The sequence below is a fragment of the Clostridium sp. Marseille-P2415 genome (assembly GCF_900155545.1).
In the GTDB taxonomy this organism is placed as follows: domain Bacteria; phylum Bacillota; class Clostridia; order Lachnospirales; family Lachnospiraceae; genus Lacrimispora.
The window spans coordinates 507,408-529,373 of sequence record NZ_LT732526.1 but is presented as its reverse complement, the minus strand read 5'-3'; the positions used below and the strand labels follow the sequence as shown (position 1 = coordinate 529,373).

The following is a 21,966-nucleotide window of genomic DNA, read 5'->3' as shown; positions in this document are numbered from 1 at the left end:
GTTCCCTCCGGCGGCGCGCCTTCCGCCTCATAAATGAAAGGACGGGGAAAAGTCTCTTTTCCCCTTACACATATCCATAGATCCCACGGACAGATACTTCTCCGGAAATCACATGTTTTACCTCTCCCGAACTCATTTCAACAAGAAGCTCTCCCTTCTCATTGATTCCCAACGCCCTGCCTGTATATTCACCTGACGTATCCAGAATCCGGACTTCCTTTCCTGCATTGGCCATATGCTTATTATAGACACTTATCAGCCCGGATAAATCACCCTGGCTGATAAATTCTTCATAATAATGCTCAAAAGCCTCCATAACGGCCGCTATAAGCCGGCTTCTTCTTACTTTTTTCCCTGTTTCGAGAAGCAGAGAGGTTGCCGCCTGTTTTACTTCTTCCGGAAATTCTTCCATATTGACGTTGATTCCCATCCCAACCACCACATAGTGGATCCCTTCCAGTTCGGCACTCATTTCCGTCAGAATCCCGCACATCTTTTTCCCATTTGATACGATGTCATTGGGCCACTTAATGGCTGTATCCAGTCCGGCGGCCTTCTTTATGCCGTCATGTACCGCAAGGGCCGCCACCAGAGTCAGCATGGAAGCTGAAGCGGGAAGGATGTCCGGCCTTAAAATGAGGCTCATAAAAATATTCTTACCGGAAGGGGACACCCAGACCCGTCCTCTCCTGCCGCGTCCTGCATTCTGGCAGTCGGACACGACTAAAGTTCCGGCAGCAGCGCCTTCTTCTGCCAGGCGTTTTGCCCTGATATTTGTGGAATCAATGGTCTCGTGGTATTCCACCTCCCGGCCGAATCCTCCGGCCGTGCAGCTTTCTATCTCTGTTTTCGTCATTATATCACAGGAATCGATTAAATGATACCCTTTATTTCGAACCGCAGCAATTTGATATCCTTCCTCTTCAAGCTGGCGCATGACTTTCCAGACCGCAGTCCTGGAAACTCCGAAACGCTCACACAATTCCTGTCCGGACAAAAAGCTGCCGCTTTCTCTCAACAGTTTCAAAATCTCTGATTTCAATGTCATCACCCCCACCAGATGCTGACCGCGCTGATTCCCGCAAGGGCGAAAAGAAGGACCCCAAACAAAAGAACAGCCATGCCTGCCGCTTTCTTTTTCTTTTCCCGGCCGCTGAGCCTTATTTTATAAATCCCGTTGATCAGATTGAGTGCTCCGGCCAGAAAAAAGACCGCCGGAAATAAAAGCATATGATCTTCCGGGTTTAAAAATGAAATAACGGCCAGTACCACAATCAGGACCCCCACCACAATGTGAACCAGGTCCACCATCATGGAGGCATTTCTTAAGTTCCTCCCTCGTTCCTGTATATACATTCTTACTCTCCTAATGTAGCAACCATCACCGCCTTGATGGTGTGCATTCTGTTTTCTGCTTCGTCAAATACCACCGATACGCCGGATTCAAAAACTTCCTCTGTCACTTCATTTCCCTTGACAGCCGGCAGGCAGTGCATAAATATGGTGGTATCCTTTCCGGTTTTTTTCATCAGTTCCTTGTTTACCTGAAACGGCTTTAAGAGAGCAATACGCTCTGCAGCCTTGTCCTCTTCTCCCATGGAGCACCATACATCGGTATAAATGGCGTCCGCATCCTTTACTGCATCCGTATCCTCTGTCAGAGTGATGGTGCTGCCGCTCATCTTTGCATAGCCCTGGCATAAATCCACCAGATCCTTCTTTGGCCACAGGCTCTCAGGGGCCAGTATGGTAAAATGGACCCCCATTTTGCTCATACCGATCATCAGGCTGTTGGCCATGTTGTTCCGGCCATCCCCGGTGTATACAAACCGGAGTCCCTTTAAGTATCCGAAATGTTCTTTCATGGTCAGTAAGTCTGCCAGGATCTGGGTCGGGTGATATTCATCCGTCAGTCCGTTCCAGACCGGAACACCGGCATATTTTGCCAGATCTTCCACGGTTTTATGCTGAAAGCCGCGAAATTCGATCCCGTCAAAAATTCTTCCCAAAACCCTGGCCGTATCTTCCACGCTTTCCTTGTGTCCCAGCTGTATATCGTCTTTTCCCAAATATTCCGGATGAGCGCCTTCGTCTACGGCAGCTACCACAAAGGAACATCTGGTGCGGGTGGATGGTTTTTCAAAAATGAGCGCAATGTTTTTTCCCTTTAAGGAATTTCCGGTAATCCCCTGTTTTTTCCTGGCCTTCAAGTCAGCAGCTAAGTCCAGCAGGTATCCGATTTCCTCCGGTGTGTAGTCCTTCAACGTAATAAAATTTCTGCCTTTTAGGTTCATATAGCTTCCTCCGTTTTTTTCTAATGTATTTTTATACATGATTATAGTATATTATGCATAATCATGCAATACTTTTTTGATTATTATAACCTTACTATAACGGAATCACACTGTCAAGTGATTGAAGCTTCTTCCTGATCTCCCCCAAAAGCTGTTCCACCGTGTAGATCTGAAAGCGTTTGACTTTCAGGCGTTTAGCCAGATCCTCCAATAACCCCAGATACATATCCTTGTAGTCCCAATCTTCTTTTAACCGGAATTCTTCTGCCAGCCTGGGGAATATTTTTTCCGTAAAGGAACGGTAGCCTGTCAAAGCCTCCATCCCCTCTTCATTCAGCGTATCCTTCATGCATATTTTTAAAAGCTCCAATTCCGACATCATCTTATCGAAATAATAAGGTTCTGTATTTGGGGCATCAATATAATAGATACGCCCGGAAAGGCCATATAAGAACCTTTTGGCATCATAATATCCCAAAGTCATGTTTTTTCTGGCCTGTTTTTTATCAAATTCCAGAATTCCGCCCAAATCCTGTCTGGGAGCGATGTGATAAACACGGATCCCATTCGGAACCTTTATCACCCGTTCCTTATCGAATCCCCAGCCATAAATGCGGATCACAATGATATCTTCATATCCATGGTCAATGAGCACATCAATGGGAACATTGTTAAAACCTCCGCCATCCATATACCGTTTTCCGCCCAGCTTTTCATTCTTAAACGCCATAAAATAAGCGCTGGCCAACAGCATGTCCTTGACGGTCCCCGTTTCCCCGCTCCTTACATCCACCGCCAGTTCTTTCCGGTCTGATACCGAATAAGTCACGGTATAGAGTTCCCTGTCCGAATTTCTGATCTTCTCCTCATCCCCCACCACTTCTGCGATGAGATTTTTTAAAGGAGTGATGTCAAAGCCCCCTTTTACGAGCTGCAGTCCGCTGTTTACCAGTTCCTGCAGATTCAGCGATTTAAAGTCCTTCCTTTTCAGAGCCTTTATGGTATCATCGCTCACCGCCATGACCTGGGAATATTCAATATTCTTCCAGATCTCTTCCGCCCGCTCCAAATCATCCATGCAAATAAGCGCTCCATTTAAGGAACCTACAGAAGCACCGGCCACTCCTTTGATTTTTACTCCGGCTTCCCGCAAAGCCTTCCATGCACCGATCTGATAAGCGCCCTTGGCTCCTCCGCCTTCCAGGACAAGCCCATACTCCCTGCTTAAGTCCAATTTCAGTTCCATAAGCCCTCCTTAAAACACCCAAGCGAAAACCGCAGCAAGAGGGCATCTGCCCCCTGCTGCGGTATTTTAATAACTTAGGGAAATTAAACTTCCGGATTCTTTGGAATCTCCGTAATGGAAGATACCAGCCCAGCCAGCCCCTGAATCTCAGAAGGAATGATGATCTTGGTTGCCTTGCCGTCAGCAGCTGCCTTAAACGCCTCCAGACTCTTAAGAACTAAAACTGACTGGTCAGCGCCCGCATCTTTAATCATGCGGATTCCATCCGCATTTGCCTGCTGGATCTTTAAGATGGCCTCAGCCTGGCCTTCTGCCTCACGGATCCTTTTTTCCTTCTCTGCCTCCGCACGAAGGATAGCAGCCTGTTTTTCAGCCTCCGCATCCAGAATGGCGGATTCCTTCTTACCTTCTGCCACAAGAACGGTCGATTTCTTCTCGCCTTCTGCTCTTAAAATGGCTTCACGGCGTTCACGCTCTGCCTTCATCTGTTTCTCCATGGCATCCTGAATGGCTGCCGGAGGCATGATATTCTTAACTTCCACACGGGTAACCTTGATACCCCAGGGGTCTGTGGCAATATCAAGGATTTCCCTCATCTTTGCATTGATGGTCTCTCTGGAGGTCAATGTCTGATCCAGTTCCAGATCGCCGATAATGTTACGAAGGGTCGTTGCCGTCAGATTTTCAATTGCCATCATGGGATTATCAACGCCGTAAGCATAAAGCTTCGGATCTGTAATCTGGAAAAACACCACCGTATCGATTCTCATGGTAACATTATCCTTGGTGATAACCGGCTGGGGCGGGAAATCCGCTACCTGTTCCTTTAAGTTAACCCTCCTGGCCACCCGGTCCAGAATCGGCATTTTAATATGAACGCCCACCGACCATGTCTCCAGGAAAGCGCCAAGACGCTCTACAACCAGAGCCTGGGCCTGAGGGACGATCTTGACGCAGGATGCCAATAATGCCAGAATAATGACTAATATGATAATAACCGCTGTAAATCCAAATAATCCCATACTATGATTCCTCCTGTTTCTTACTTACAATTAGTTTTACGCCTCTTATTTCCTTTACTTCCACCATGGTGCCTGCGGGGTATATCCTTCCATCTTCCAGCGCTCTTGCCGTCCATTCCTGGCCGTTTAAGACCGCTGCACCTTTCCCCTCTGTGTTATTGATTTCAACCGTAACTTTGGCGTATTTTCCAATCAGGCTTTCTGAATTGGTCTTAACCGTGTTTTGGTTTACATATTTTAAGGCAAAAGGCCTGGTAAAAAATAAAAGTATAAAGGATACGATCACAAATGCTGCAAGCTGCACCTGGATATTGATCCCAAACAAAGCCAGCACAAATGCAACCAGCGCTCCTCCGGCGAACCAGACGGTTGTCAGAGCCATGGTAGCTGCTTCAATTCCCAGAAGCACTACAAATGCAATGAGCCAATAGATTGCTGCCATCCTATCATTCCCCTTCCCTGTCAGTGTAGGCAAAGCTGCCCGGCAAATCGATCCGTTAAGACTATCATACTATATTTTCCAGTATTTCTCAATATTTCTTCCTGATGAAAAGCCTTACAATTTTCTGACGGTTACCTGCGCCGCTGCCTTGCCGTCTCAAACATCAGTACAGAAGCTGCGACTGCAGCATTCAAAGATTCTACTTTCCCTTTCATCGGGATCTTAACACAGACATCTGCCATAGCTGCCGTTTCTTCTGTCAGACCATTTGCTTCGTTTCCAATTAAAAACCCTGTATCAACAGTATAATCCTCTTTTTCATAATTATTCCTGCCATTTAAATGTGCTGCATAAAGCCTGACACCTCCGGCCTTTAACACCCTTAAAGCTGCCTGCAGATCGCCGGTATACACAAAGGGGACACGGCAGATGGAGCCCATGGTGGAACGGATGACCTTGGGGTTATATATATCTGCTGTGGTCTCATTCATGAGCACCCCCGTGATTCCGGCGCCTTCTCCTGCCCTTAAAATCGTCCCCAGATTTCCGGGGTCCTGGATATTTTCCAGGATCATGAGAAAGGCAGCACCCGGAGCATGAAGCAGATCCTTCTCCGTATAGGCGTACTGTCTGACCAGCGCTAAGATCCCCTGGGGCGTCTGGGTATCTGATATGGTCTTAAACACATCATCTGCCACAGTCTCATATTCTTTCCCCGACAAAAGCTTTTTGTGCGCCTCATCCTTTATAAAGCTTTCTGATACAAAGACACTGTGGATCTTATCCCCCGGGATCTCCTTAAACATCCGAAGGCCCTCCGCCACAAAGAGGCCGCTCAGCTTTCTCGCTTTGGCCTTCTTTGACAGGTTCATCACCTGCTTTACTTTTGCATTGGCACTGCTGGTTATCATAATGTACCTCTCTTTACAAGTTCTCCAGTTCTTCCAGCCAAAGACGGCTCACCGCGTCGCTTGGCATGCGCAGATCACCTCTTGGGGATACCGCCACAGAACCCACCTTAGGCCCGTCAGGCATACAGGAACGCTTAAACTGCTGGCTGAAAAATCTGCGGTAGAAAACCTTCAGCCATTTTAATATGGCCTCCTTCTCATAACGCCCTTCAAACGCATAGGAAGCCATGCGGTAAACCTTTTGGGGCCTGTAACCAAACCTTAATATCTGATACAGGAAAAAGTCGTGAAGCTCATAGGGGCCCACCAGATCCTCAGTCTTCTGGGCGATCTTTCCGTCCTGAGGCGGCAGCAGTTCCGGGCTGACGGGTGTGTCAAGAATATCCAGAAGCACATCTCTTAACGCTTCATCCCCGCAGGTATCCGCATAATAGCGGACCAGATGGCGGACCAGAGTCTTTGGTACGGAGGCATTTACCCCGTACATGGACATATGATCCCCGTTATAGGTGGCCCAGCCCAGAGCCAGTTCGGACATATCCCCCGTTCCGACTACCAGTCCATTCAGACGGTTTGCCATATCCATAAGGATCTGAGTCCTCTCTCTGGCCTGTGAATTTTCATAAGTCACATCATGGACATCAGCGCTCTGCCCGATATCCCGGAAATGAATCCTTACGGCCTCCTCGATATTCACCTCCGTCAGTTGAACTCCAAGCTTTCCGGTTAAAAGGCAGGCGTTCTGGTACGTCCGGTCCGTAGTTCCAAAACAGGGCATGGTCACTGCGTGGATCTGACCTCTTGGGATGCCCAGCATATCAAAGGCACGGACTGTCACAAGAAGGGCCAAAGTGGAGTCAAGGCCGCCGGATATCCCCACAACCACATGCTTGCAGCCGGTATGGGCCAGCCTCTTTTTTAATCCCATGGCCTGAATGGAAAGAATTTCTTCACACCTTCTGTTCCTCTCTTTCTCATTATCCGGAACAAACGGCCTGGGGTCAATAAAACGCTTTAATTCCAGATCTGCCTGTTTCATGCGGAAGGTCACCACTGCATGTTTATCCGTATTTACCGGAGGAAACGTCGTCATCCTTCTCCGCTCATGATTCAGCCGTTCTAAATCCATATCGCCATAAATCGTCTCATTTTCAAAACGCTTTGACTCCGTAAGAAGGGTCCCGTCCTCCGAAATCAGATTCTGGCCGCCGAATACCAGATCCTGGCTGGATTCTCCCTCTCCTGCGTTGGCGTAGATATAACCGCATACCAGGCTGGCGGAATGCCCGATAATCAGGCTTCTGCGGTAAATATCTTTCCCCGTCGTCTCATCGCTGGCAGAGCAGTTAACGATAACGGTCGCACCTGCGGTTGCGTGGCGTATGGACGGCGGATTCGGGACCCATGCATCCTCACAGATTTCTGCCGCCACAACAAGCTTCGGGTCGTCCTCGCATGCGAAAAGAATGTTGGTACCCATGGGAACCAGTTCATCCTCCCATTTCACCATCACCGGCAGCTCATTTCCCGGTTCAAAATAACGCAGCTCATAAAATTCCGAATAATTGGGCAGATTGGTCTTTGGCACAATTCCAAGGATTTTTCCATTCTGGACAGCTGCCGCCGTATTATAAAGCTTCCCGCTGCGCTCCCAGGGCATACCGACAAAGGCCAGAAGATCATGGCCCTTTGTAGCCTTTAAAATCTCTTTTAACTCCTCTTTTGCCTTCCGAAGCAAAGCATCCTGCCCGAATAAATCGCCGCAGGTATAGGAAGTCAGGCAGAGTTCCGGAAATACCATGATCTTCGCATTTTTCTCAATTCCGTCTTTTATCAGTTCACAGATCCGTTTCCTGTTAAATTCCGGATCTGCTACTTTTACGTCAGGGGTCGCCGCGGCAACCCGGATATATCCATGTTTCATCGTTTTTATCTCCTATCTATTCATTCATACCCTTTGGTATCCATTTCGCTTTTAAGCTGTAAAAACAGTCCATCAGCATGGTTGTGATCCATGTTATAGGATAACACCACATTACCGCCTCATAACTGGGGAAATATGGTACCAGAAAATTAATATAAATCATGCGCAGAATGCACATATTTCCCACACCGATCAACATGGAAACCATGGTCCGCCCGCTTCCCCGTATGCTGCCCATTAAAATCTGGTGAATGGATATGGTCCAGTAGAACGGCAGCAAGATGAGCATGGTCGCATAACCATAGTCAATGACTCCTTCATCCGGCGAAAATATCCGCAGGATCCGCTCCGCATTAAAGTACAGGATCACTGAAATGAGGGCCGTATAAACAAGACTTATGACTATGCCCTGAAACACCCCCTGTTTTATACGCCTTGCCTTTTTCGCGCCGATATTCTGTCCTGTAAATGTGGTCGCCGCCATGCAAAAGCTCTGTAATGGCAGCATTGCAAAGCCGTCGATCTTGCTATATGCGCCGAAGCCCGCCATAGCGGCATAGCCATAGCTGTTGACATTCGCCTGGACAATGACGTTCGAAAGGGATATGATGGACTGCTGGATGCCGCTTGGGATACCAAGCTTTAATATACGTACCATCATCCGTTTATCGATCCTGATTTTACTTAGAACCAGCCGGTAGATGTCATCGGTTCTTACAAGGGCCCGGACGATCAAAACGGAAGATACCGCCTGAGCGATGACGGTTGCGTATCCCACACCTGCTGTCCCCATACCGAAAAACACGACGAAAGCCAGATCCAGTACAATGTTAACCACAGAAGAAACGCACAGATAATAAAGGGGCCTCTTAGAATCCCCCACCGCTCTTAAAACACCTGCTCCCATATTGTATACCAGATTAAAAAGAGAACCGCAGAAAAATATTCTTAAATAAGCAACGGAATTGGGCATGACCGCTTCCGGCGTTCCCATCCACGTTAAAATCAGAGGCGAGAGAAGCACCCCTGCAATAATCAGGATCAGTCCTCCGGCCAGACTTAAGGCCATGGATGTGTGTACCGCCCAGTGAAGCTTTTCCTCATCCTTTCCCCCGTAGTACTGGGAGATGATGACTCCGGCTCCTGTGCTGATTCCCATGAACATTCCAATGATCAGATTAATCAGGGAATTGCTTGACCCTACGGCGGCCAGGGCTTCGCTTCCGATAAAATTACCTACCACCACGGAATCTACCGTATTATAGAGCTGTTGAAACAAGTTTCCGACCAGAAGAGGCATGGAAAAAGCAAGGAGCTGTTTCCATATTACGCCCTCGGTCATGATTACCTGATTTATCCTTTGTTTTTTCTTCACAAATGATCCTCCCACCTTTTTCCAATCTCCCCAATGAGTATTAGTATACATCCTTTTTCGGAAATTGGGAAGCCGGATAATTAATGGTTTACTTTTCCGTCAAATTCGTGTAAAATATCTTTATATCCTACTAAACAGATAAGAATAATTAGGAAGGAGATTTACAGCTATGAAATTTTCTACCAAGGGACGCTATGCCCTTCGTATGATGCTTGAATTTGCGCTTCATCCGGGCGAATGCACAAAAATCAATCAGGTGGCAGAACGGCAGGAGATATCCGATAAATATCTGGAACAGATTGTCACCATTTTGAGCAGGGCCGGATATGTCAAAAGCAGAAGGGGTGCCCAGGGCGGCTATTTTCTTACAAAAGCCCCCTCGGAGTATACCGTCGGCATGATACTGCGTCTTGCGGAAGGCAGCCTGGTCCCCGTGTCGTGTATGGAGGATGAAGTCAACCATTGCAGCCGCGCTGACATTTGTGCCACCCTCATGGTATGGAAAAAGCTGGATAACGCCATCTCCGATGTAGTCGATAGCATTACCCTTGCAGATCTGGTGGAAGAACAGAAAAGGCTGGACAGCAATACCAATCATTACAGTATATAGAACGCGGACACGTAAAAATCCCCTATGGCATGGCAATATTAGAATTGCATACCATAGGGGATTTTTCAGCATTTTAAAAGAATTTCGCCGCATAGCCCTGAATAAAGATCACTAAAACTATGACCGGAAGGACATAAGTTACGTAAGATCTTACCCAGACCGGAAATTTGATTCCCTTTCCTTCGTTGGCCTCTTTCATGAAGCCCTCAAATCCCCAGCCGTATCTGGTGGTACAGAAGGCCAGGTAAACCAGGCTTCCCAGGGGAAGCAGGTTGTTGCTGATAATGAAATCTTCCAGATCCAGCACATTGCTGCCCTCACCGAAGGGCATAAAACCGCTCCACACATTAAATCCAAGCACGCAGGGCAAGGATAAAAGGATAATGGCTGCCGCATTCAGCACAACCGCTTTCTTTATGCTGCATCCTGTTAAATCCGTGGCAAAAGACACAATATTCTGGAAAACAGCGATTACGGTGGAAACAGCCGCAAATGACATGAAAAGGAAAAACAGGCTTCCTAAAAGCCTTCCGCCCGCCATATTGTTGAACACATTGGGCAATGTTACAAAAACCAGCCTGGGTCCCTGTCCCGGTTCAATCTGAAATGCAAAGCAGGCAGGAAAAATAATGAGTCCAGCCATGAAAGCTACAAGCGTGTCCAGGATCGTCACACTGATGGCTTCACCGGTCAGCCTGTGATCCTTACCGATATAGCTTCCGAAAATAGCAAGGGAACCGATTCCAATGCTTAAAGTAAAGAAAGCCTGTCCCATAGCAACGAAGATGACTTCGCCTAACCCTGCTTCTTTAATCTTGCCGAAATCAGGCTTTAAGTAAAATTCCAGCCCTGCCGCACTGTTCTCCATGAGCACCGAATGAACGGCCAGTATCACCATTAAGGCCAAAAGGCATATCATCATCACCTTTGTGATCTTTTCAACGCCTCCCTGAAGGCCTTTGGCGCATATGGAAAAGCATCCCACCACCACAATGATCATAAAAATCCCCATGGTCAGCGGATCAGCCAGCATATTGCTGAACTCCTCAGCTACGCCTTCCGCATTAAGACTCACAAAATCCCCTTTTGCCATCTTGAAAAAATATAAGACCATCCAGCCGGCAACCGTGGTATAGAACATCATCAGGATATAATTTCCTGCCATGCCCAGGTATTTGGCGTAATGCCACTTACTGCCTTTTGGTTCCAACTCATCATAGGACAATGCAATGCTCTTCTGGCTGGCACGGCCTACCGCAAATTCCATCACCACGATCGGCAGCCCCAGGATAAGCAGAAATACTGCATAGATCAAAACAAACGCTGCTCCTCCATACTGGCCCGCAACATAAGGGAAACGCCAGACATTACCAAGGCCAATCGCACATCCCGCTGAAATCAGGATAAATCCCAAACGGGACGAAAATTTTTCTCTGCCCATCTTTCTAAACTCCTCATCTGTCAGATTCTATCCGCTATCTCCTCAAACAGACGGGCCTTATCCCTGAAATAATCCCTGGAAAAGCCATCGGCCTCTTTCAAAGCCTCCTCAAGAGTCCGTGATTTCAGCTCCACAGAAACAGCTTCTATCCCCGCTTCAATCACAAGAAGAAAACACGCTTCCCCATGGGATTGTATCTGCAGGCTGATATAATGATGCTCCGCCTCAATGGTCTTTCGGGCTACCCCATTTGCCTCCTCAAACAAGACCCAGGTATTCTCATATTCCATCCATCATGCCCCTTTCTGTTTGAAACGATAAAAGATTCCGTACCATTATAGCACAGAATCTTTTACCTGACTACCATATCTTATGCTGAGCCGCTGTCTGTCAGCGATCTTTTAACAGCTGGTGCTTTCCGCAAATTTCCTGATGTCAGAAGCATTGGTGATCTTCTGAATCAGGCCATCCTTGACAACGACCAGAGTGGGAGCCTGCATAATGCCGAGCTTTGCCGCCAGCTCTGCATTCTCCTCGGCATCGACCACTTCGTAATCCATGTTTTGCAAAAACTGTTTTGCCATCCGGCAGTTTGGACAGGTTTTGGTGGTAAATAAATAAGCTCCTGCCGGAATCTCCGCTTTTTTCTCCGGTTCTTTTTCCCTATTTGTGCCCTCATCCGTCTTTTTCAGCACAGAGCGGGAAATATTATAGGTTGTACGGTTTTTATATTCCTGGGTCTTTCCCTCGTTCCAGTTCTGCACCGGACGGTAATAACCGGTGATTCGGCTGTATACCTCGGCATTTTTCCCGCAGACAGGGCATACCTTATGTTCCCCTGAAAGATATCCGTGCTCCGAACAGATGGAATAGGTAGGTGATAACGTATAGTAAGGCAGCTTGAAATTTTCCGCAATGGTCCGTACCAGCTTGGAAGCAGCTTCCCAGTCCGGAAGCTTTTCCCCCAGAAATGCATGGAATACCGTTCCGGAGGTATAAAGCGTCTGCAGCTCATCCTGTATGTCCAGAGCATCAAAAACATCTGCCGTGTAATCAACAGGAAGATGGGAGCTGTTGGTATAATAGGGGGTATCCCCCTCTTTGCCGGCCGTTCTTATGTCCGGATAACGCTCCCTGTCATGCTTTGCCAGACGGTATGTGGTGGATTCCGCAGGGGTTGCCTCAAGGTTATAAAGGTCTCCGTACATTTCCTGATAATCCGAAAGCCTTTCCCGCATGTGATTCAGCACATCCTTTGTAAACTGCTGGGTCTTGATGCTTGTTAAATCCTCTTCCAGCCACTTTGCGTTTAAGCCCACCTCATTCATACCGATCAATCCAATGGTGGAGAAATGGTTTTCAAAGCTTCCCAGGTAACGCTTTGTATAGGGGTAGAGTCCCTGGTCTAAAAGCTTTGTTATGACTTCCCGTTTGGTCTTTAAAGACCTGGCCGAAATGTCCATCATATGATCAAGGCGCTTGTAGAAATCAGCTTCATCCCTGGAAAGGTAAGCGATCCTTGGCATGTTAATGGTCACAACCCCGACGGAACCGGTGCTCTCTCCGGAGCCGAAGAATCCGCCGGTCTTTCTCCTGAGTTCCCGGAGGTCCAGTCTTAAACGGCAGCACATGCTTCTTACGTCGCTTGGTTCCATATCACTGTTGATATAGTTGGAGAAATAAGGAGTTCCGTATTTGGAAGTCATCTCAAAAAGCAGCCGGTTGTTCTCCGTATCGGACCAGTCAAAATCCTTTGTGATGGAATAAGTGGGTATGGGATACTGGAAGCCGCGCCCATTGGCATCCCCTTCAATCATGGTCTCAATGAAGGCCTTATTGATCATGTCCATCTCTTTTTTGCAGTCCTTATACTTAAAATCCATCTCTTTCCCGCCTACAACCGCGTTAAGCTCCGCCATGTCGGCAGGAACGGTCCAGTCCAGAGTGATATTGGAAAATGGAGCCTGGGTTCCCCAGCGGCTGGGCGTATTTACACCGAAAATAAAGGATTCGATGCATTTTTTCACTTCCCGGTAGGATAAATCATCCGCCTTTACAAAGGGAGCCAGATAAGTATCGAAGGAAGAAAACGCCTGAGCCCCTGCCCATTCATTCTGCATGATCCCAAGGAAATTGACCATCTGGTTGCAGAGAACGGATAAATGCTTTGCAGGAGAAGAGGTGATCTTTCCCGGTATGCCGCCAAGCCCCTCAAGGAGAAGCTGCTTTAAGGACCAGCCTGCGCAGTATCCGGTCAGCATGGACAAATCGTGAATGTGGATATCCGCATTCCGGTGAGCTCCCGCAATCTCCTGGTCGTAAATTTCAGACAGCCAGTAATTGGCCGTAACAGCGCCGGAATTGCTTAATATCAGTCCCCCGACGGAATATGTGACCGTAGAATTCTCCTTCACACGCCAGTCTTCCACCTTCACATAGCTGTTCACCACATCCTTATAATCCAGGATGGTATTCTTCATGTTCCGTATCTTTTCCCTCTGTTTTCTATATAAAATGTAAGCCTTTGCTACATCGGTATAACCTGCCTGCTCCAGTACGTGCTCCACGCTGTCCTGAATCTGCTCCACTGTAACCTGTCCGCCTGACATTTTCTCCTGAAAATCAGCAGTTACACGAAGGGATAACAATTCCAGTATCTCATTGTTATACTCTTTCCGGGTGGCTTTAAATGCTTTTTTAATCGCTTCCGTGATCTTATTCAGGCTGAATTCAGCATTTTCCCCATCTCTCTTTACTACTTGGATCATCAAAACCAAACTCCTTTCCGTTACGAACCCTACATGACTCATTATTTTGGAATACATTGGTATTATAGCAGAAGGAAAACAAAAACACAATATGTAGTTTAGTTTTTTAACACCAAATCCACATATTGTGTCTTTATTTCTTATTCGTCAAAAACATCGGCATTGCCCGCCAGACCGGCGAACAGTTCCGATGGCACATAGGCATTTACCAAAATTCCATCTTCCTGGTATTCTTCCTTTAACAGCTGGCCGTATTTACGGATCAGCTGGATTTTCCCTGCTTCCTTATAAGGATAAACCTTTTCCAGATATACTTTCTGATTCCGAAGAATGGTCTCTAAGAGATTAAGGAGTTCTAAAAGCCCTTCCCCGGTCTTTGCAGATATCCTTACCTGATGGTCCGAAGAAACATCCTTAAGGACAACGCCGGACTCTGCGGCATCGATCTTATTAAACACCGTAACCATTACTTTATCACGGACCTTAAGCTCCCTTAAGGTCTCATATACCACATACATCTGCATATCCATCTGCGGGTTGGAACAGTCCACCACATGAAGGATGATATCGCTGTACTTTGCTTCCTCCAGGGTGCTTTTAAATGCTTCGATCAAATGATGGGGCAGCTTTCTGATAAAGCCCACCGTATCGGTTAAGAGGATCTGCTGCCCTCCAGGAAGGCTTAAATTTCTGGTAGTGGGATCCAGGGTGGCAAACAGCTTATCCTCTGCCAGGATCCCCGCATCCGTCAGCCTGTTTAACAGGGTGGATTTTCCGGCATTGGTATAGCCCACGATCGCTGCAACCGGCACGTGGTTCTTATCCCGCTGCTGCCTGGCTACCTCCCTGTGCCGTTTCACATCTTCTAATTCAGCCTTTAACATTCCGATCCTGTCATGGATCAGGCGGCGGTCCATCTCCAGCTTTTTCTCACCCGGACCTCGGGTGCCGATTCCGCCTCCCAGACGGGATAAGGAACTGCGAAGTCCTACAAGGCGGGCTGACCGGTATCTTAACTGGGCCAGCTCCACCTGGATCTTCCCTTCTCTGGTGGTAGCTCTGGAAGCAAAAATGTCCAGGATCACCATGGTGCGGTCCATCACCTTAATATCCAGGGCCTCTTCCAGATTCCGCATCTGAGCCGGAGACAGTTCATCATCACATACGACTCCGGTGGCGTCAAGTTCCCGGAGGCGGTCCTTTATCTCCTGTATCTTGCCCTTTCCCAGATAAGTCCCCGGGTGAATCCTCTCCCGGTTCTGTATCATCTTATCCACCGCAACTGCTCCTGCTGTCTTTACCAGCTCTTCCAGTTCGTCGAGAGATGCTGACGCGTCATCTCCCTCTCCGGTGCTGACCGCCGCCAGGATCACCCGTTCTTCTATTTCCTTTAACTCAATTAGCTCTGCCATTGATTCTTCCTATCTTGTCTTTAAAAATGTGATCTCCCGCTCCGCTTCCTCATCGGAACCGTGGGCCGTGACATATTGCTGCATCAGATCCAGGGCTGTTTTAAAATCACCTTTGTATTCCTGGGCAACCGCCTGGTTAAACAAAAGCTCCGGAACCTTTGAGCCGTCCTCCGCGGTAAGTCCCTTTTTAAAATACCCGATCGCTCCATCCCAATCCTCTTCGGCCATCCTGCATAAGCCCATCCGGTTGAAGAGCTCGGCACTCTGCTCCCCTTCTTTCAGCGCGGCTTCGTAAAGGGTCATGGCCTCTGAGGCAGTTCCCGTCTTCTCCATGGCGGCTCCGGCCGCCAGCAAAGCCTTGGTCCGGCCCGGCGCCTGTTTATCCGGATCAAGGGAAGCACTCCGCTTATAGTCTTCCAAAGCTCCGTTTGAATCTCCGGCTCCGGCTTTGGAAACAGCACGCATATTTAAATATTCGGCACGTTCCCCGTCTACTTGAATGAGAATATCATACGTATTGACGGCAGATTGATAGTCCCCGGATAAATACTCGGCCTCTGCCCGGTATTTTAAAACATCCACGTCAAACTTTCCCACCAGCCCTTTGGAAGAATTGACGGCCTGGTCAAACGCTTCGATGGCAGCGTCATAATTGCCTGCATTTAAGGCTTTGATCCCGGCAGTCCGGTAAGAATATTTATTTTCCTTTTTTCCGCAGCCTGAGGACATGGCAAGTATGATAGCCAGCCCCAGAACGGCAGCTCCATATCCGGTCTTTCTTCTCATGCTATTATCTCCTTTTTAGGAAATTCGATTCGCCATTGGCTATTGTTTTCCCGTACTTCCATGGCCGCCCCGGTCCTCGTGTCCCAGAATTCCAACCTCCTCAAAGCACAAGGAAGGCTGATGCTCCATAATGCGGAACTGGCAGATCCGGTCATTGACATGGATCACCGTATCCCGAAGCGCATAAGCAGGGAAAAACCACTGGTCATTGTCCCCGCAATAGGTTTCATCAATGACTCCCATGCTGTTGGTCTGGATCACGCCATAATTTTTAAACGTGCTGCTTCTCGGAACCACATGGGCTTCATAACCGGCCGGAAGTTCCATGGCGATTCCCAGAGGGATCAACTTAAAATCACCGGCATTCATCCGGATTTCTTCTGCCGCACGCAGATCGATCCAGTCGGACTTTCCGTCTATGCAGCGCAAGCGATCGATTTTATCTGTAAAATATTTAATTCTTATTGTTTTTGTCACGATATTTCCTCCTGAATGTTCCCGTCTTTTTTATCTTCTTCTGATATCAGATCACCGCTTTCGGAAAGCTCCTCTTCCACTTCCATGCGTATCTCAGCAGCAACCACCGGATCCGCTGCCGGAAGGTTCTGGGTGGAGCCAATGCCGAATCTTCTTAAAAATTCCTCCGTCGTAGCAAAGAGAGCCGGACGGCCCGGCGCATCAAGACGGCCGACCTCATATACCAGGTTATATTCCACCAGCTTATTAACGGCGTGATCGGATTTGACCCCCCGTATCTTCTCTATCTCAAGCTTTGTTACAGGCTGCTTATAAGCTATGATGGACAGGGTTTCCAGAACCACATCCGTAAGCACCTGCTTTTTCGGTGCGGATGCCACACGGATTAAGTTCTCATAATATTCGGATCTGGTACACATCTGGTAACTGTTCTCCAGCGCAATAATCTGCATACCTCTTTTTCCCGTATCATAACGCTTCATCAAACGGAGGACTATCTCCCTGGCCGTACTCTCATCCTGACCGATTGCGGCGGCCAGCCGGCTGAGTTCAACGGAATTTCCCATGGTAAAAAGAACAGCTTCAATCACGGCTTCCCATATTTTTTCTTCTTTTGTGATCTTCTTCGGCCCGTCTGCCGCCAGCGTTTCCTTATCCATCTGATTTCTCTTCCTCTCCGTTCAATCCCTCTGCATTGTCTTCTAAATCCGGCAGATTCAGTTCCCCTTCTTCCCCTTCCGGCTCCAGGGTCTCGATGAGCATATCATCAAACAAATGCTCCTGGCTCAGCCTGATCTTGCCGATCTTCATGAGCTCCAGAAGCGCCAAAAATGTCACGACGACTTCGACCCGGTCTGACTGCTGATGAAACATCCTGCGGAAAGAAAACTTCCGGTGTTTTCTGGCATAATCCATGACCGAATTGATCTTGTCCTCCAGGCTTACGGATTCCTTCCTGATGTTTCCAAAACGGCTTCGGATGGGGTCCACCCGGTCCTCTGTACGCTTTGTGACCAGCCGGAATATCTCCTGAAGCTTTGCCAGCGTAAGCCCGTCAAGAAGCTTGTCCAAGTCGACCGGCGGCTCATATCTGGCCACTTCCGGCGGGACCGTGGGCACTTTATAAAACAAACGGTCTGCCCCCACTTCCCGGTCCTTAAGCTCCAGAGACATATATTTAAAATATTTGTATTCCAAAAGCCTGGCCACCAGTTCCGCCCTGGGATCCTCTTCTTCTCCTTCCTCATTGACCTCCTTGGGTAAAAGCATCCGCGCCTTTATGTCAATGAGGGTTGCAGCCATGACCAGAAACTCGCTGACTATATTTAAATCTTCTGTTTCCATGTGATTTACATAGTCTAAATACTGCTCCGTAATTGTCACAATGGGAATGTCATAGATATTCACTTTATTCTTATCAATCAAATGAAGCAGCAGGTCCAGCGGACCCTCGAAATTATCCAGTTTATAAGAGATTCCCATAAATTCCTCCAAAGCAGATTAAAACACGCTATTGATTAGTATATCAAATCCTGCTTCATCTGTAAATATATGGCAGCCCCAAAATCATGCTTTCCTTTTTAAATCCACTACCACCAGTTGGGGTTTGTTATTCAAACGGATGTTAATGGAATGGGTTCCAAGGCCTCTGCTCACGATCATATACTTTCCATTTTCCTCAAACTTACCAGCGCACCAGGGAAGAAAAAACTGGTATTGGGGTGTCATAACACCTCCCAGACCGGGGATCCTTATGGTTCCCCCATGGAAATGGCCGGAAAGAGTTAAATCCGCTCCCCAATTCCTGCACGCATAAAAATAGAGCGGGGAATGGCAAAGCAGAATCTGAAACCGTTCCAGAGACGCTTTCCCCACTTTTTTTTCAATCTCTTCTACATTTAAATCGTCCGGACGAAATTTCCGGTAACAGCCCGGTTCCAAATCAATGCCCGTAACTGCAATATCCCCCCGGAACAGTTCCGTCCGGTTTCCAAGAACCTTGATCCCAAGACTTTTCAGACTGCAAACATAAGATTCATACTGGTCCCCATAAACAGAAGTCTCCCGGCGCATCCGGTTTTCATGATTGCCATTGCCATAAAATACCGGAAAGCGTTTCGCAAGCTGCTGTAAAAGCGCTAAGGAAACACTGGTATCCGCTCCTCCTTTGCTGATCATCATGTCACCGCCGATCAGCACCAGATCAGGACTTATCTTATCCACAGCATCCAACAGTCTTCTGTTATCCTCTCCAAACCGGTGATTATGGAGATCGGAAAGGAACACCAGGGTGCAGTCCTTTCCGATCTTAGCGCTTTCCACAACGGTTCTCTCCACAGAAAGCTGTTCTTTTTCATATTCAGAACGCAGCAATAAACCTGCGCCTGCAATGGCGCAAAGGGCTCCGGCAGCAAACCACATCTGATTCTACCTCATCTTCCATCATTCTTTCTCTTTCTGTCTTTTCATCATACAATGAGGAGCCCGTCCGCGTCAAGCCTATGCAGTCCACTTGCCGGCCAAATATTCAATGATCAGATTCGGCACGATCACCATGAGCCCAATGCCGACACTCATGACTATGGTGCCGTAGTAATACTCCTGATACCCCGGGGTTCCGGGAGAAGGCGGCACGGTAAAGGCCAGGCGGTAAATGGATCTGCTGAGAATGCAAAAGCAGATCAGATAAAAAACTCCATTAAAAATATGTTTTCTCATTAATGTAATCCTCCTTACTCATAATATAAACCAATTATGGATAATATGCAATACTGGATAATCACGGTTTAATAATGGTTAGAGGTGACAAAATATGATCATTTATGACAGACTATGGGAAACCATGAAAAAGAAAAAAGTCAGCCAGTATCATCTGATCAAGTACTGCAAGGTCAGCGCCGGGCAGATCGGACGGCTTAAGAAAAATAACTTTGTTTCTACCCATACCATTGATATGCTCTGTAAGATCCTGAATTGCAGCGTAGAGGAGGTCATGGAATACCGGGCTGATATCAGCGAAGCGACCGGCATGACCGAACCGGATGACCCGAAGAAAGATCAGGATAAAGCTGCTCCTTCAGAGGATCCGGCCGTTTACCGGATCCAGGCGCCGGAGGAATCCAGCCTGTAACCATCCGGCGTGGTGGTATTCTTAAGCATAGTCCCGTCCGCACCTAAATAATACCATTTCCCGCTGCTTTCCACCCAAAGATTCATGGCCATAGCCCCATTGGAGCGGAAATAGTACCAGGAACCGCCGGTCAATTCCCTCCAGCCCGCAGCCATGGAGGAATCTGAGTCAAACCAGTAGGAAACTCCGTTTACTTTCTGCCATTCATTGCAGGCTTTTGTTTTATCCTGTTTTATGTAATACCATTTTGATCCGGTCTGCACCCATCCGGTGGAAGAAGAGGCCTGTGTGCCCGTCCCACCCGCTGCCTTTAATGCAAATCCAAAATCCAGAAGGGCTTTTGTATCCGCATAATGAGTGGATTTACTCTTCATAACAACCGCAATCAGACGGACTCCGTTCTTTTCCGCACAGGTGACTAATGTGTTGCCTGCCAAAGAAGTATAGCCGGTCTTGCCTCCGATCACTCCGGGATAGTATCTGGAATCACCGGAATAAAGCATCTTGTGTCCCATGGAAACAGTTCTGGCCGAAGCATTCTTAGTGGCCGGTATCTGATAGGTCAAAGTGGAAGCCACCTTTCTCACCGTATCATTTTGAAATGCCGCCCTGGCAATGAGCGCCATGTCATGAGGCGTCGTATAATGGCTGGCGTTATTTAAGCCATTGGGGTTGACAAAGTTCGTATTGGTGCATCCCAGTTCCTTTGCACGGGCATTCATCAGGGCGGAAAAAGCGCTTACGCTCCCGGAAACGTGCTCTGCCAGACCGTTGGCGACCTCATTGGCCGATTTTAACATCAGACCATACAGGCTCTGTTCCACAGTCAGCTTATCCCCTTCCACCAGCCCCAGGGTCACAGCCCCTGACTCCAGGTTTGTTGTGGCACTTTTAGAAAAAGTCACGGTATCAGACATGCTGCATTTTTCTGCAACAAGAAGGGCTGTCATAAGCTTTGTTATGCTGGCAGGATAATATTTTGTCTCCCCGTTTTTTGAATACAGCATGGTCCCGGTGGCTGCGTCCAAAAGGACCGCACCCTCTGACTGGATCTCCGGCTGCGCTGCGTTTGCAGAAGCAGTTGTCTGATTACCGGCGCCGTTCTGAACTGCTGCGGCTGTTGTTCCCGGTCCGGCATTTTCCGACGTTCCTCCCGAAGGCCCGCTTGTGCTCTCAGTCCTGCCTGCTGTTTCCGGGAATGGCTGCACTACGGGAACATTTCCATAGGAAGGTATTGCTGCAAGAATACTAAAACTGATTGCCGCGCTCCATAGCCTGCATAATTTCTTTGTCATATCCTTTATCTCCTGTGCTTTTCTGCTTTCATGTAAAATTTCTTCCAACAGTATAACACAAAATCCATAATTTTCCGATTAAAATTTTCTTACGAACATTTTTCAAAAAAAAACGTACCACCCTTTCGGCAGTACGTTTCCGGCTAAAAAATCTGTTCGCTGTATTCTTTTTCCATTTCTTCCAGTCTGTCCATTGCTGCATTCAGGATCTCGGCGTGGTCAAACGCCAGCTTCTCCTGCTCCAGCATATCGATAGCAGGCAAAAGATCTGTCTCCGTTTCCTTTTTCCACATCATTCCCTGACGTTCATAGGTCTCGGTGATCCGATAACTCATAAAAATATGTTCCTCTTCATTCTCGATCGTAAGTGCATAGGTCGCTCCGTTTTCCAGGTCGGAAAGCTTCTTTTTCTTCACCTGGAACCAGCAGGCTTCCGAAGCATCATCTCCAGCCTTTGGTATCAGCTGATTCTTAGGAACTGCAGCCATATAAGAAACTGAAATAACTCTGGTTCTAGGATCTCTCTTTACATTCCCCCATGTGTAAAGCTGCTCCATACAGATATCTTTTAACCCGGTCTCTTCCTCAAGTTCCCTTGCCGCTGCCTCTTCCAGCGATTCGGGAAGATTGACAAAACCTCCGGGAATGGCCCACTGGCCGATGCAAGGGTGGTTTTTCCGTCTGATAAGCAGAAGCTCCGCTTCCGCCTCTTCCTGATCTACTGCAAAAATCAGCATGTCAACCGTCACCGACGGACGCTCATAGTCCCCTGGGCGATACTGCGCAAGAAACTCCTTTTCCGTCAACCCCTCTTCATTCTTTCGTTCCATTCT

23 protein-coding genes are annotated in these 21,966 nt (G+C 47.8%); 2 read left to right on the top strand and 21 right to left on the bottom strand.

The features are described from left to right. Positions 1-64: 64 nt before the first annotated feature. From BQ9856_RS07405 to BQ9856_RS07365, 9 genes are all read right to left on the bottom strand, one after another. On the bottom strand, positions 65-1,048 hold the full coding sequence (locus BQ9856_RS07405; protein WP_442855500.1) for a biotin--[acetyl-CoA-carboxylase] ligase: 984 nt from the start codon (positions 1,046-1,048) through the stop codon (positions 65-67). Continuing rightward, the gene (locus BQ9856_RS07400; RefSeq protein WP_077610461.1) at positions 1,048-1,356 is read right to left on the bottom strand and encodes a DUF6637 family protein; all 309 of its coding nucleotides are present in this window, start codon (positions 1,354-1,356) and stop codon (positions 1,048-1,050) included. Before BQ9856_RS07400 ends, BQ9856_RS07405 begins: the two co-directional genes overlap by 1 nt. 2 nt (positions 1,357-1,358) lie before the next feature. After that, complete coding sequence (gene argF / locus BQ9856_RS07395; protein WP_077610460.1) at positions 1,359-2,294, bottom strand: ornithine carbamoyltransferase; 936 nt, start codon at positions 2,292-2,294, stop codon at positions 1,359-1,361. Positions 2,295-2,388: 94 nt separating this feature from the next. Next, a complete protein-coding gene (locus tag BQ9856_RS07390; protein WP_077610459.1) occupies positions 2,389-3,540 on the bottom strand; it encodes a patatin-like phospholipase family protein in 1,152 nt (383 codons plus the stop codon). Positions 3,541-3,623: 83 nt separating this feature from the next. Beyond that, complete coding sequence (locus tag BQ9856_RS07385) at positions 3,624-4,562, bottom strand: SPFH domain-containing protein (RefSeq protein WP_077610458.1); 939 nt, start codon at positions 4,560-4,562, stop codon at positions 3,624-3,626. A gap of 1 nt (position 4,563) precedes the next feature. Continuing rightward, positions 4,564-5,004, bottom strand: coding sequence for an NfeD family protein (locus BQ9856_RS07380; RefSeq protein ID WP_077610457.1), 441 nt, complete (start codon positions 5,002-5,004; stop codon positions 4,564-4,566). A gap of 131 nt (positions 5,005-5,135) precedes the next feature. Beyond that, entirely contained in the window at positions 5,136-5,915 is a 780-nt protein-coding gene (locus tag BQ9856_RS07375) for a TrmH family RNA methyltransferase (protein WP_077610456.1), read from the bottom strand. Positions 5,916-5,928: 13 nt separating this feature from the next. Continuing rightward, positions 5,929-7,839, bottom strand: coding sequence for an NAD(+) synthase (locus tag BQ9856_RS07370; protein WP_077610455.1), 1,911 nt, complete (start codon positions 7,837-7,839; stop codon positions 5,929-5,931). Between the two features lie 16 nt (positions 7,840-7,855). Beyond that, a complete protein-coding gene (locus BQ9856_RS07365) occupies positions 7,856-9,214 on the bottom strand; it encodes an MATE family efflux transporter (protein ID WP_235839172.1) in 1,359 nt (452 codons plus the stop codon). Positions 9,215-9,383: 169 nt separating this feature from the next. Between BQ9856_RS07365 and BQ9856_RS07360 the strand changes: the two genes are divergently transcribed. Beyond that, positions 9,384-9,824, top strand: coding sequence for an RrF2 family transcriptional regulator (locus BQ9856_RS07360; protein WP_077610453.1), 441 nt, complete (start codon positions 9,384-9,386; stop codon positions 9,822-9,824). A 73-nt stretch (positions 9,825-9,897) separates the two neighbouring features. Here the strand turns inward: BQ9856_RS07360 and BQ9856_RS07355 are convergent, their stop codons facing one another. The 10 genes from BQ9856_RS07355 to BQ9856_RS07310 form a co-directional block, all read right to left on the bottom strand. Continuing rightward, positions 9,898-11,265, bottom strand: a complete 1,368-nt coding sequence (locus BQ9856_RS07355) for a sodium-dependent transporter (protein WP_077610452.1) — start codon at positions 11,263-11,265, stop codon at positions 9,898-9,900. Between the two features lie 20 nt (positions 11,266-11,285). Beyond that, complete coding sequence (locus BQ9856_RS07350) at positions 11,286-11,555, bottom strand: hypothetical protein (protein ID WP_077610451.1); 270 nt, start codon at positions 11,553-11,555, stop codon at positions 11,286-11,288. Positions 11,556-11,666: 111 nt separating this feature from the next. Next, positions 11,667-14,033 (bottom strand): ribonucleoside triphosphate reductase, encoded by a 2,367-nt coding sequence (locus BQ9856_RS07345; RefSeq protein ID WP_077610450.1) that lies wholly within the window; start codon positions 14,031-14,033, stop codon positions 11,667-11,669. 140 nt (positions 14,034-14,173) lie between these two features. Continuing rightward, positions 14,174-15,445 carry a GTPase HflX gene (gene hflX / locus BQ9856_RS07340; protein WP_077610449.1) on the bottom strand — a complete coding sequence of 424 codons (1,272 nt, stop codon included), beginning with the start codon at positions 15,443-15,445 and terminating at the stop codon, positions 14,174-14,176. Between the two features lie 9 nt (positions 15,446-15,454). Then, positions 15,455-16,231 (bottom strand): tetratricopeptide repeat protein, encoded by a 777-nt coding sequence (locus BQ9856_RS07335; protein ID WP_077610448.1) that lies wholly within the window; start codon positions 16,229-16,231, stop codon positions 15,455-15,457. A gap of 39 nt (positions 16,232-16,270) precedes the next feature. Next, positions 16,271-16,711: a dUTP diphosphatase gene (locus BQ9856_RS07330; RefSeq protein ID WP_442855577.1), complete on the bottom strand. Its 441-nt coding sequence runs from the start codon at positions 16,709-16,711 to the stop codon at positions 16,271-16,273. Beyond that, positions 16,705-17,367 carry an SMC-Scp complex subunit ScpB gene (gene scpB, locus BQ9856_RS07325; protein ID WP_077610446.1) on the bottom strand — a complete coding sequence of 221 codons (663 nt, stop codon included), beginning with the start codon at positions 17,365-17,367 and terminating at the stop codon, positions 16,705-16,707. The genes BQ9856_RS07330 and scpB overlap by 7 nt, the downstream gene beginning before the upstream one ends. Then, positions 17,360-18,190, bottom strand: a complete 831-nt coding sequence (locus BQ9856_RS07320) for a segregation and condensation protein A (RefSeq protein WP_077610445.1) — start codon at positions 18,188-18,190, stop codon at positions 17,360-17,362. The genes scpB and BQ9856_RS07320 overlap by 8 nt, the downstream gene beginning before the upstream one ends. Positions 18,191-18,274: 84 nt before the next feature. Continuing rightward, complete coding sequence (locus BQ9856_RS07315; RefSeq protein ID WP_077610444.1) at positions 18,275-19,129, bottom strand: metallophosphoesterase; 855 nt, start codon at positions 19,127-19,129, stop codon at positions 18,275-18,277. 78 nt (positions 19,130-19,207) lie between these two features. Further along, a complete protein-coding gene (locus BQ9856_RS07310) occupies positions 19,208-19,426 on the bottom strand; it encodes a hypothetical protein (protein WP_077610443.1) in 219 nt (72 codons plus the stop codon). 94 nt (positions 19,427-19,520) lie between these two features. Between BQ9856_RS07310 and BQ9856_RS07305 the strand changes: the two genes are divergently transcribed. Then, positions 19,521-19,838 carry a helix-turn-helix domain-containing protein gene (locus tag BQ9856_RS07305; RefSeq protein WP_077610442.1) on the top strand — a complete coding sequence of 106 codons (318 nt, stop codon included), beginning with the start codon at positions 19,521-19,523 and terminating at the stop codon, positions 19,836-19,838. Here BQ9856_RS07305 and BQ9856_RS07300 read toward each other — a convergent pair. Continuing rightward, positions 19,802-21,133 carry a serine hydrolase gene (locus BQ9856_RS07300; RefSeq protein ID WP_077610441.1) on the bottom strand — a complete coding sequence of 444 codons (1,332 nt, stop codon included), beginning with the start codon at positions 21,131-21,133 and terminating at the stop codon, positions 19,802-19,804. The two genes, BQ9856_RS07305 and BQ9856_RS07300, sit on opposite strands and share 37 nt — an antisense overlap. Positions 21,134-21,276: 143 nt before the next feature. After that, entirely contained in the window at positions 21,277-21,963 is a 687-nt protein-coding gene (locus BQ9856_RS07295; RefSeq protein ID WP_077610440.1) for an NUDIX domain-containing protein, read from the bottom strand. Positions 21,964-21,966 lie beyond the last annotated feature (3 nt).

Excerpts from the sequence above, each read along its gene's own strand:
- BQ9856_RS07355 (WP_077610452.1), bottom strand. The coding sequence starts at position 11,265 with ATGGGCAGAGAAAAATTTTCGTCCCGTTTGGGATTTATCCTGATTTCA.
- BQ9856_RS07380 (WP_077610457.1), bottom strand. The coding sequence starts at position 5,004 with ATGGCAGCAATCTATTGGCTCATTGCATTTGTAGTGCTTCTGGGAATT.
- BQ9856_RS07405 (WP_442855500.1), bottom strand. The coding sequence starts at position 1,048 with ATGACATTGAAATCAGAGATTTTGAAACTGTTGAGAGAAAGCGGCAGC.
- BQ9856_RS07375 (WP_077610456.1), bottom strand. The coding sequence starts at position 5,915 with ATGATAACCAGCAGTGCCAATGCAAAAGTAAAGCAGGTGATGAACCTG.
- BQ9856_RS07400 (WP_077610461.1), bottom strand. The coding sequence starts at position 1,356 with ATGTATATACAGGAACGAGGGAGGAACTTAAGAAATGCCTCCATGATG.
- BQ9856_RS07350 (WP_077610451.1), bottom strand. The coding sequence starts at position 11,555 with ATGGAATATGAGAATACCTGGGTCTTGTTTGAGGAGGCAAATGGGGTA.
- BQ9856_RS07310 (WP_077610443.1), bottom strand. The coding sequence starts at position 19,426 with ATGAGAAAACATATTTTTAATGGAGTTTTTTATCTGATCTGCTTTTGC.
- BQ9856_RS07385 (WP_077610458.1), bottom strand. The coding sequence starts at position 4,562 with ATGGGATTATTTGGATTTACAGCGGTTATTATCATATTAGTCATTATT.
- BQ9856_RS07335 (WP_077610448.1), bottom strand. The coding sequence starts at position 16,231 with ATGAGAAGAAAGACCGGATATGGAGCTGCCGTTCTGGGGCTGGCTATC.
- BQ9856_RS07390 (WP_077610459.1), bottom strand. The coding sequence starts at position 3,540 with ATGGAACTGAAATTGGACTTAAGCAGGGAGTATGGGCTTGTCCTGGAA.
- BQ9856_RS07295 (WP_077610440.1), bottom strand. The coding sequence starts at position 21,963 with ATGGAACGAAAGAATGAAGAGGGGTTGACGGAAAAGGAGTTTCTTGCG.
- scpB (WP_077610446.1), bottom strand. The coding sequence starts at position 17,367 with ATGGATAAGGAAACGCTGGCGGCAGACGGGCCGAAGAAGATCACAAAA.
- BQ9856_RS07315 (WP_077610444.1), bottom strand. The coding sequence starts at position 19,129 with ATGTGGTTTGCTGCCGGAGCCCTTTGCGCCATTGCAGGCGCAGGTTTA.
- hflX (WP_077610449.1), bottom strand. The coding sequence starts at position 15,445 with ATGGCAGAGCTAATTGAGTTAAAGGAAATAGAAGAACGGGTGATCCTG.
- BQ9856_RS07360 (WP_077610453.1), top strand. The coding sequence starts at position 9,384 with ATGAAATTTTCTACCAAGGGACGCTATGCCCTTCGTATGATGCTTGAA.
- BQ9856_RS07345 (WP_077610450.1), bottom strand. The coding sequence starts at position 14,033 with ATGATCCAAGTAGTAAAGAGAGATGGGGAAAATGCTGAATTCAGCCTG.
- argF (WP_077610460.1), bottom strand. The coding sequence starts at position 2,294 with ATGAACCTAAAAGGCAGAAATTTTATTACGTTGAAGGACTACACACCG.
- BQ9856_RS07305 (WP_077610442.1), top strand. The coding sequence starts at position 19,521 with ATGATCATTTATGACAGACTATGGGAAACCATGAAAAAGAAAAAAGTC.
- BQ9856_RS07300 (WP_077610441.1), bottom strand. The coding sequence starts at position 21,133 with ATGACAAAGAAATTATGCAGGCTATGGAGCGCGGCAATCAGTTTTAGT.
- BQ9856_RS07370 (WP_077610455.1), bottom strand. The coding sequence starts at position 7,839 with ATGAAACATGGATATATCCGGGTTGCCGCGGCGACCCCTGACGTAAAA.
- BQ9856_RS07320 (WP_077610445.1), bottom strand. The coding sequence starts at position 18,190 with ATGGGAATCTCTTATAAACTGGATAATTTCGAGGGTCCGCTGGACCTG.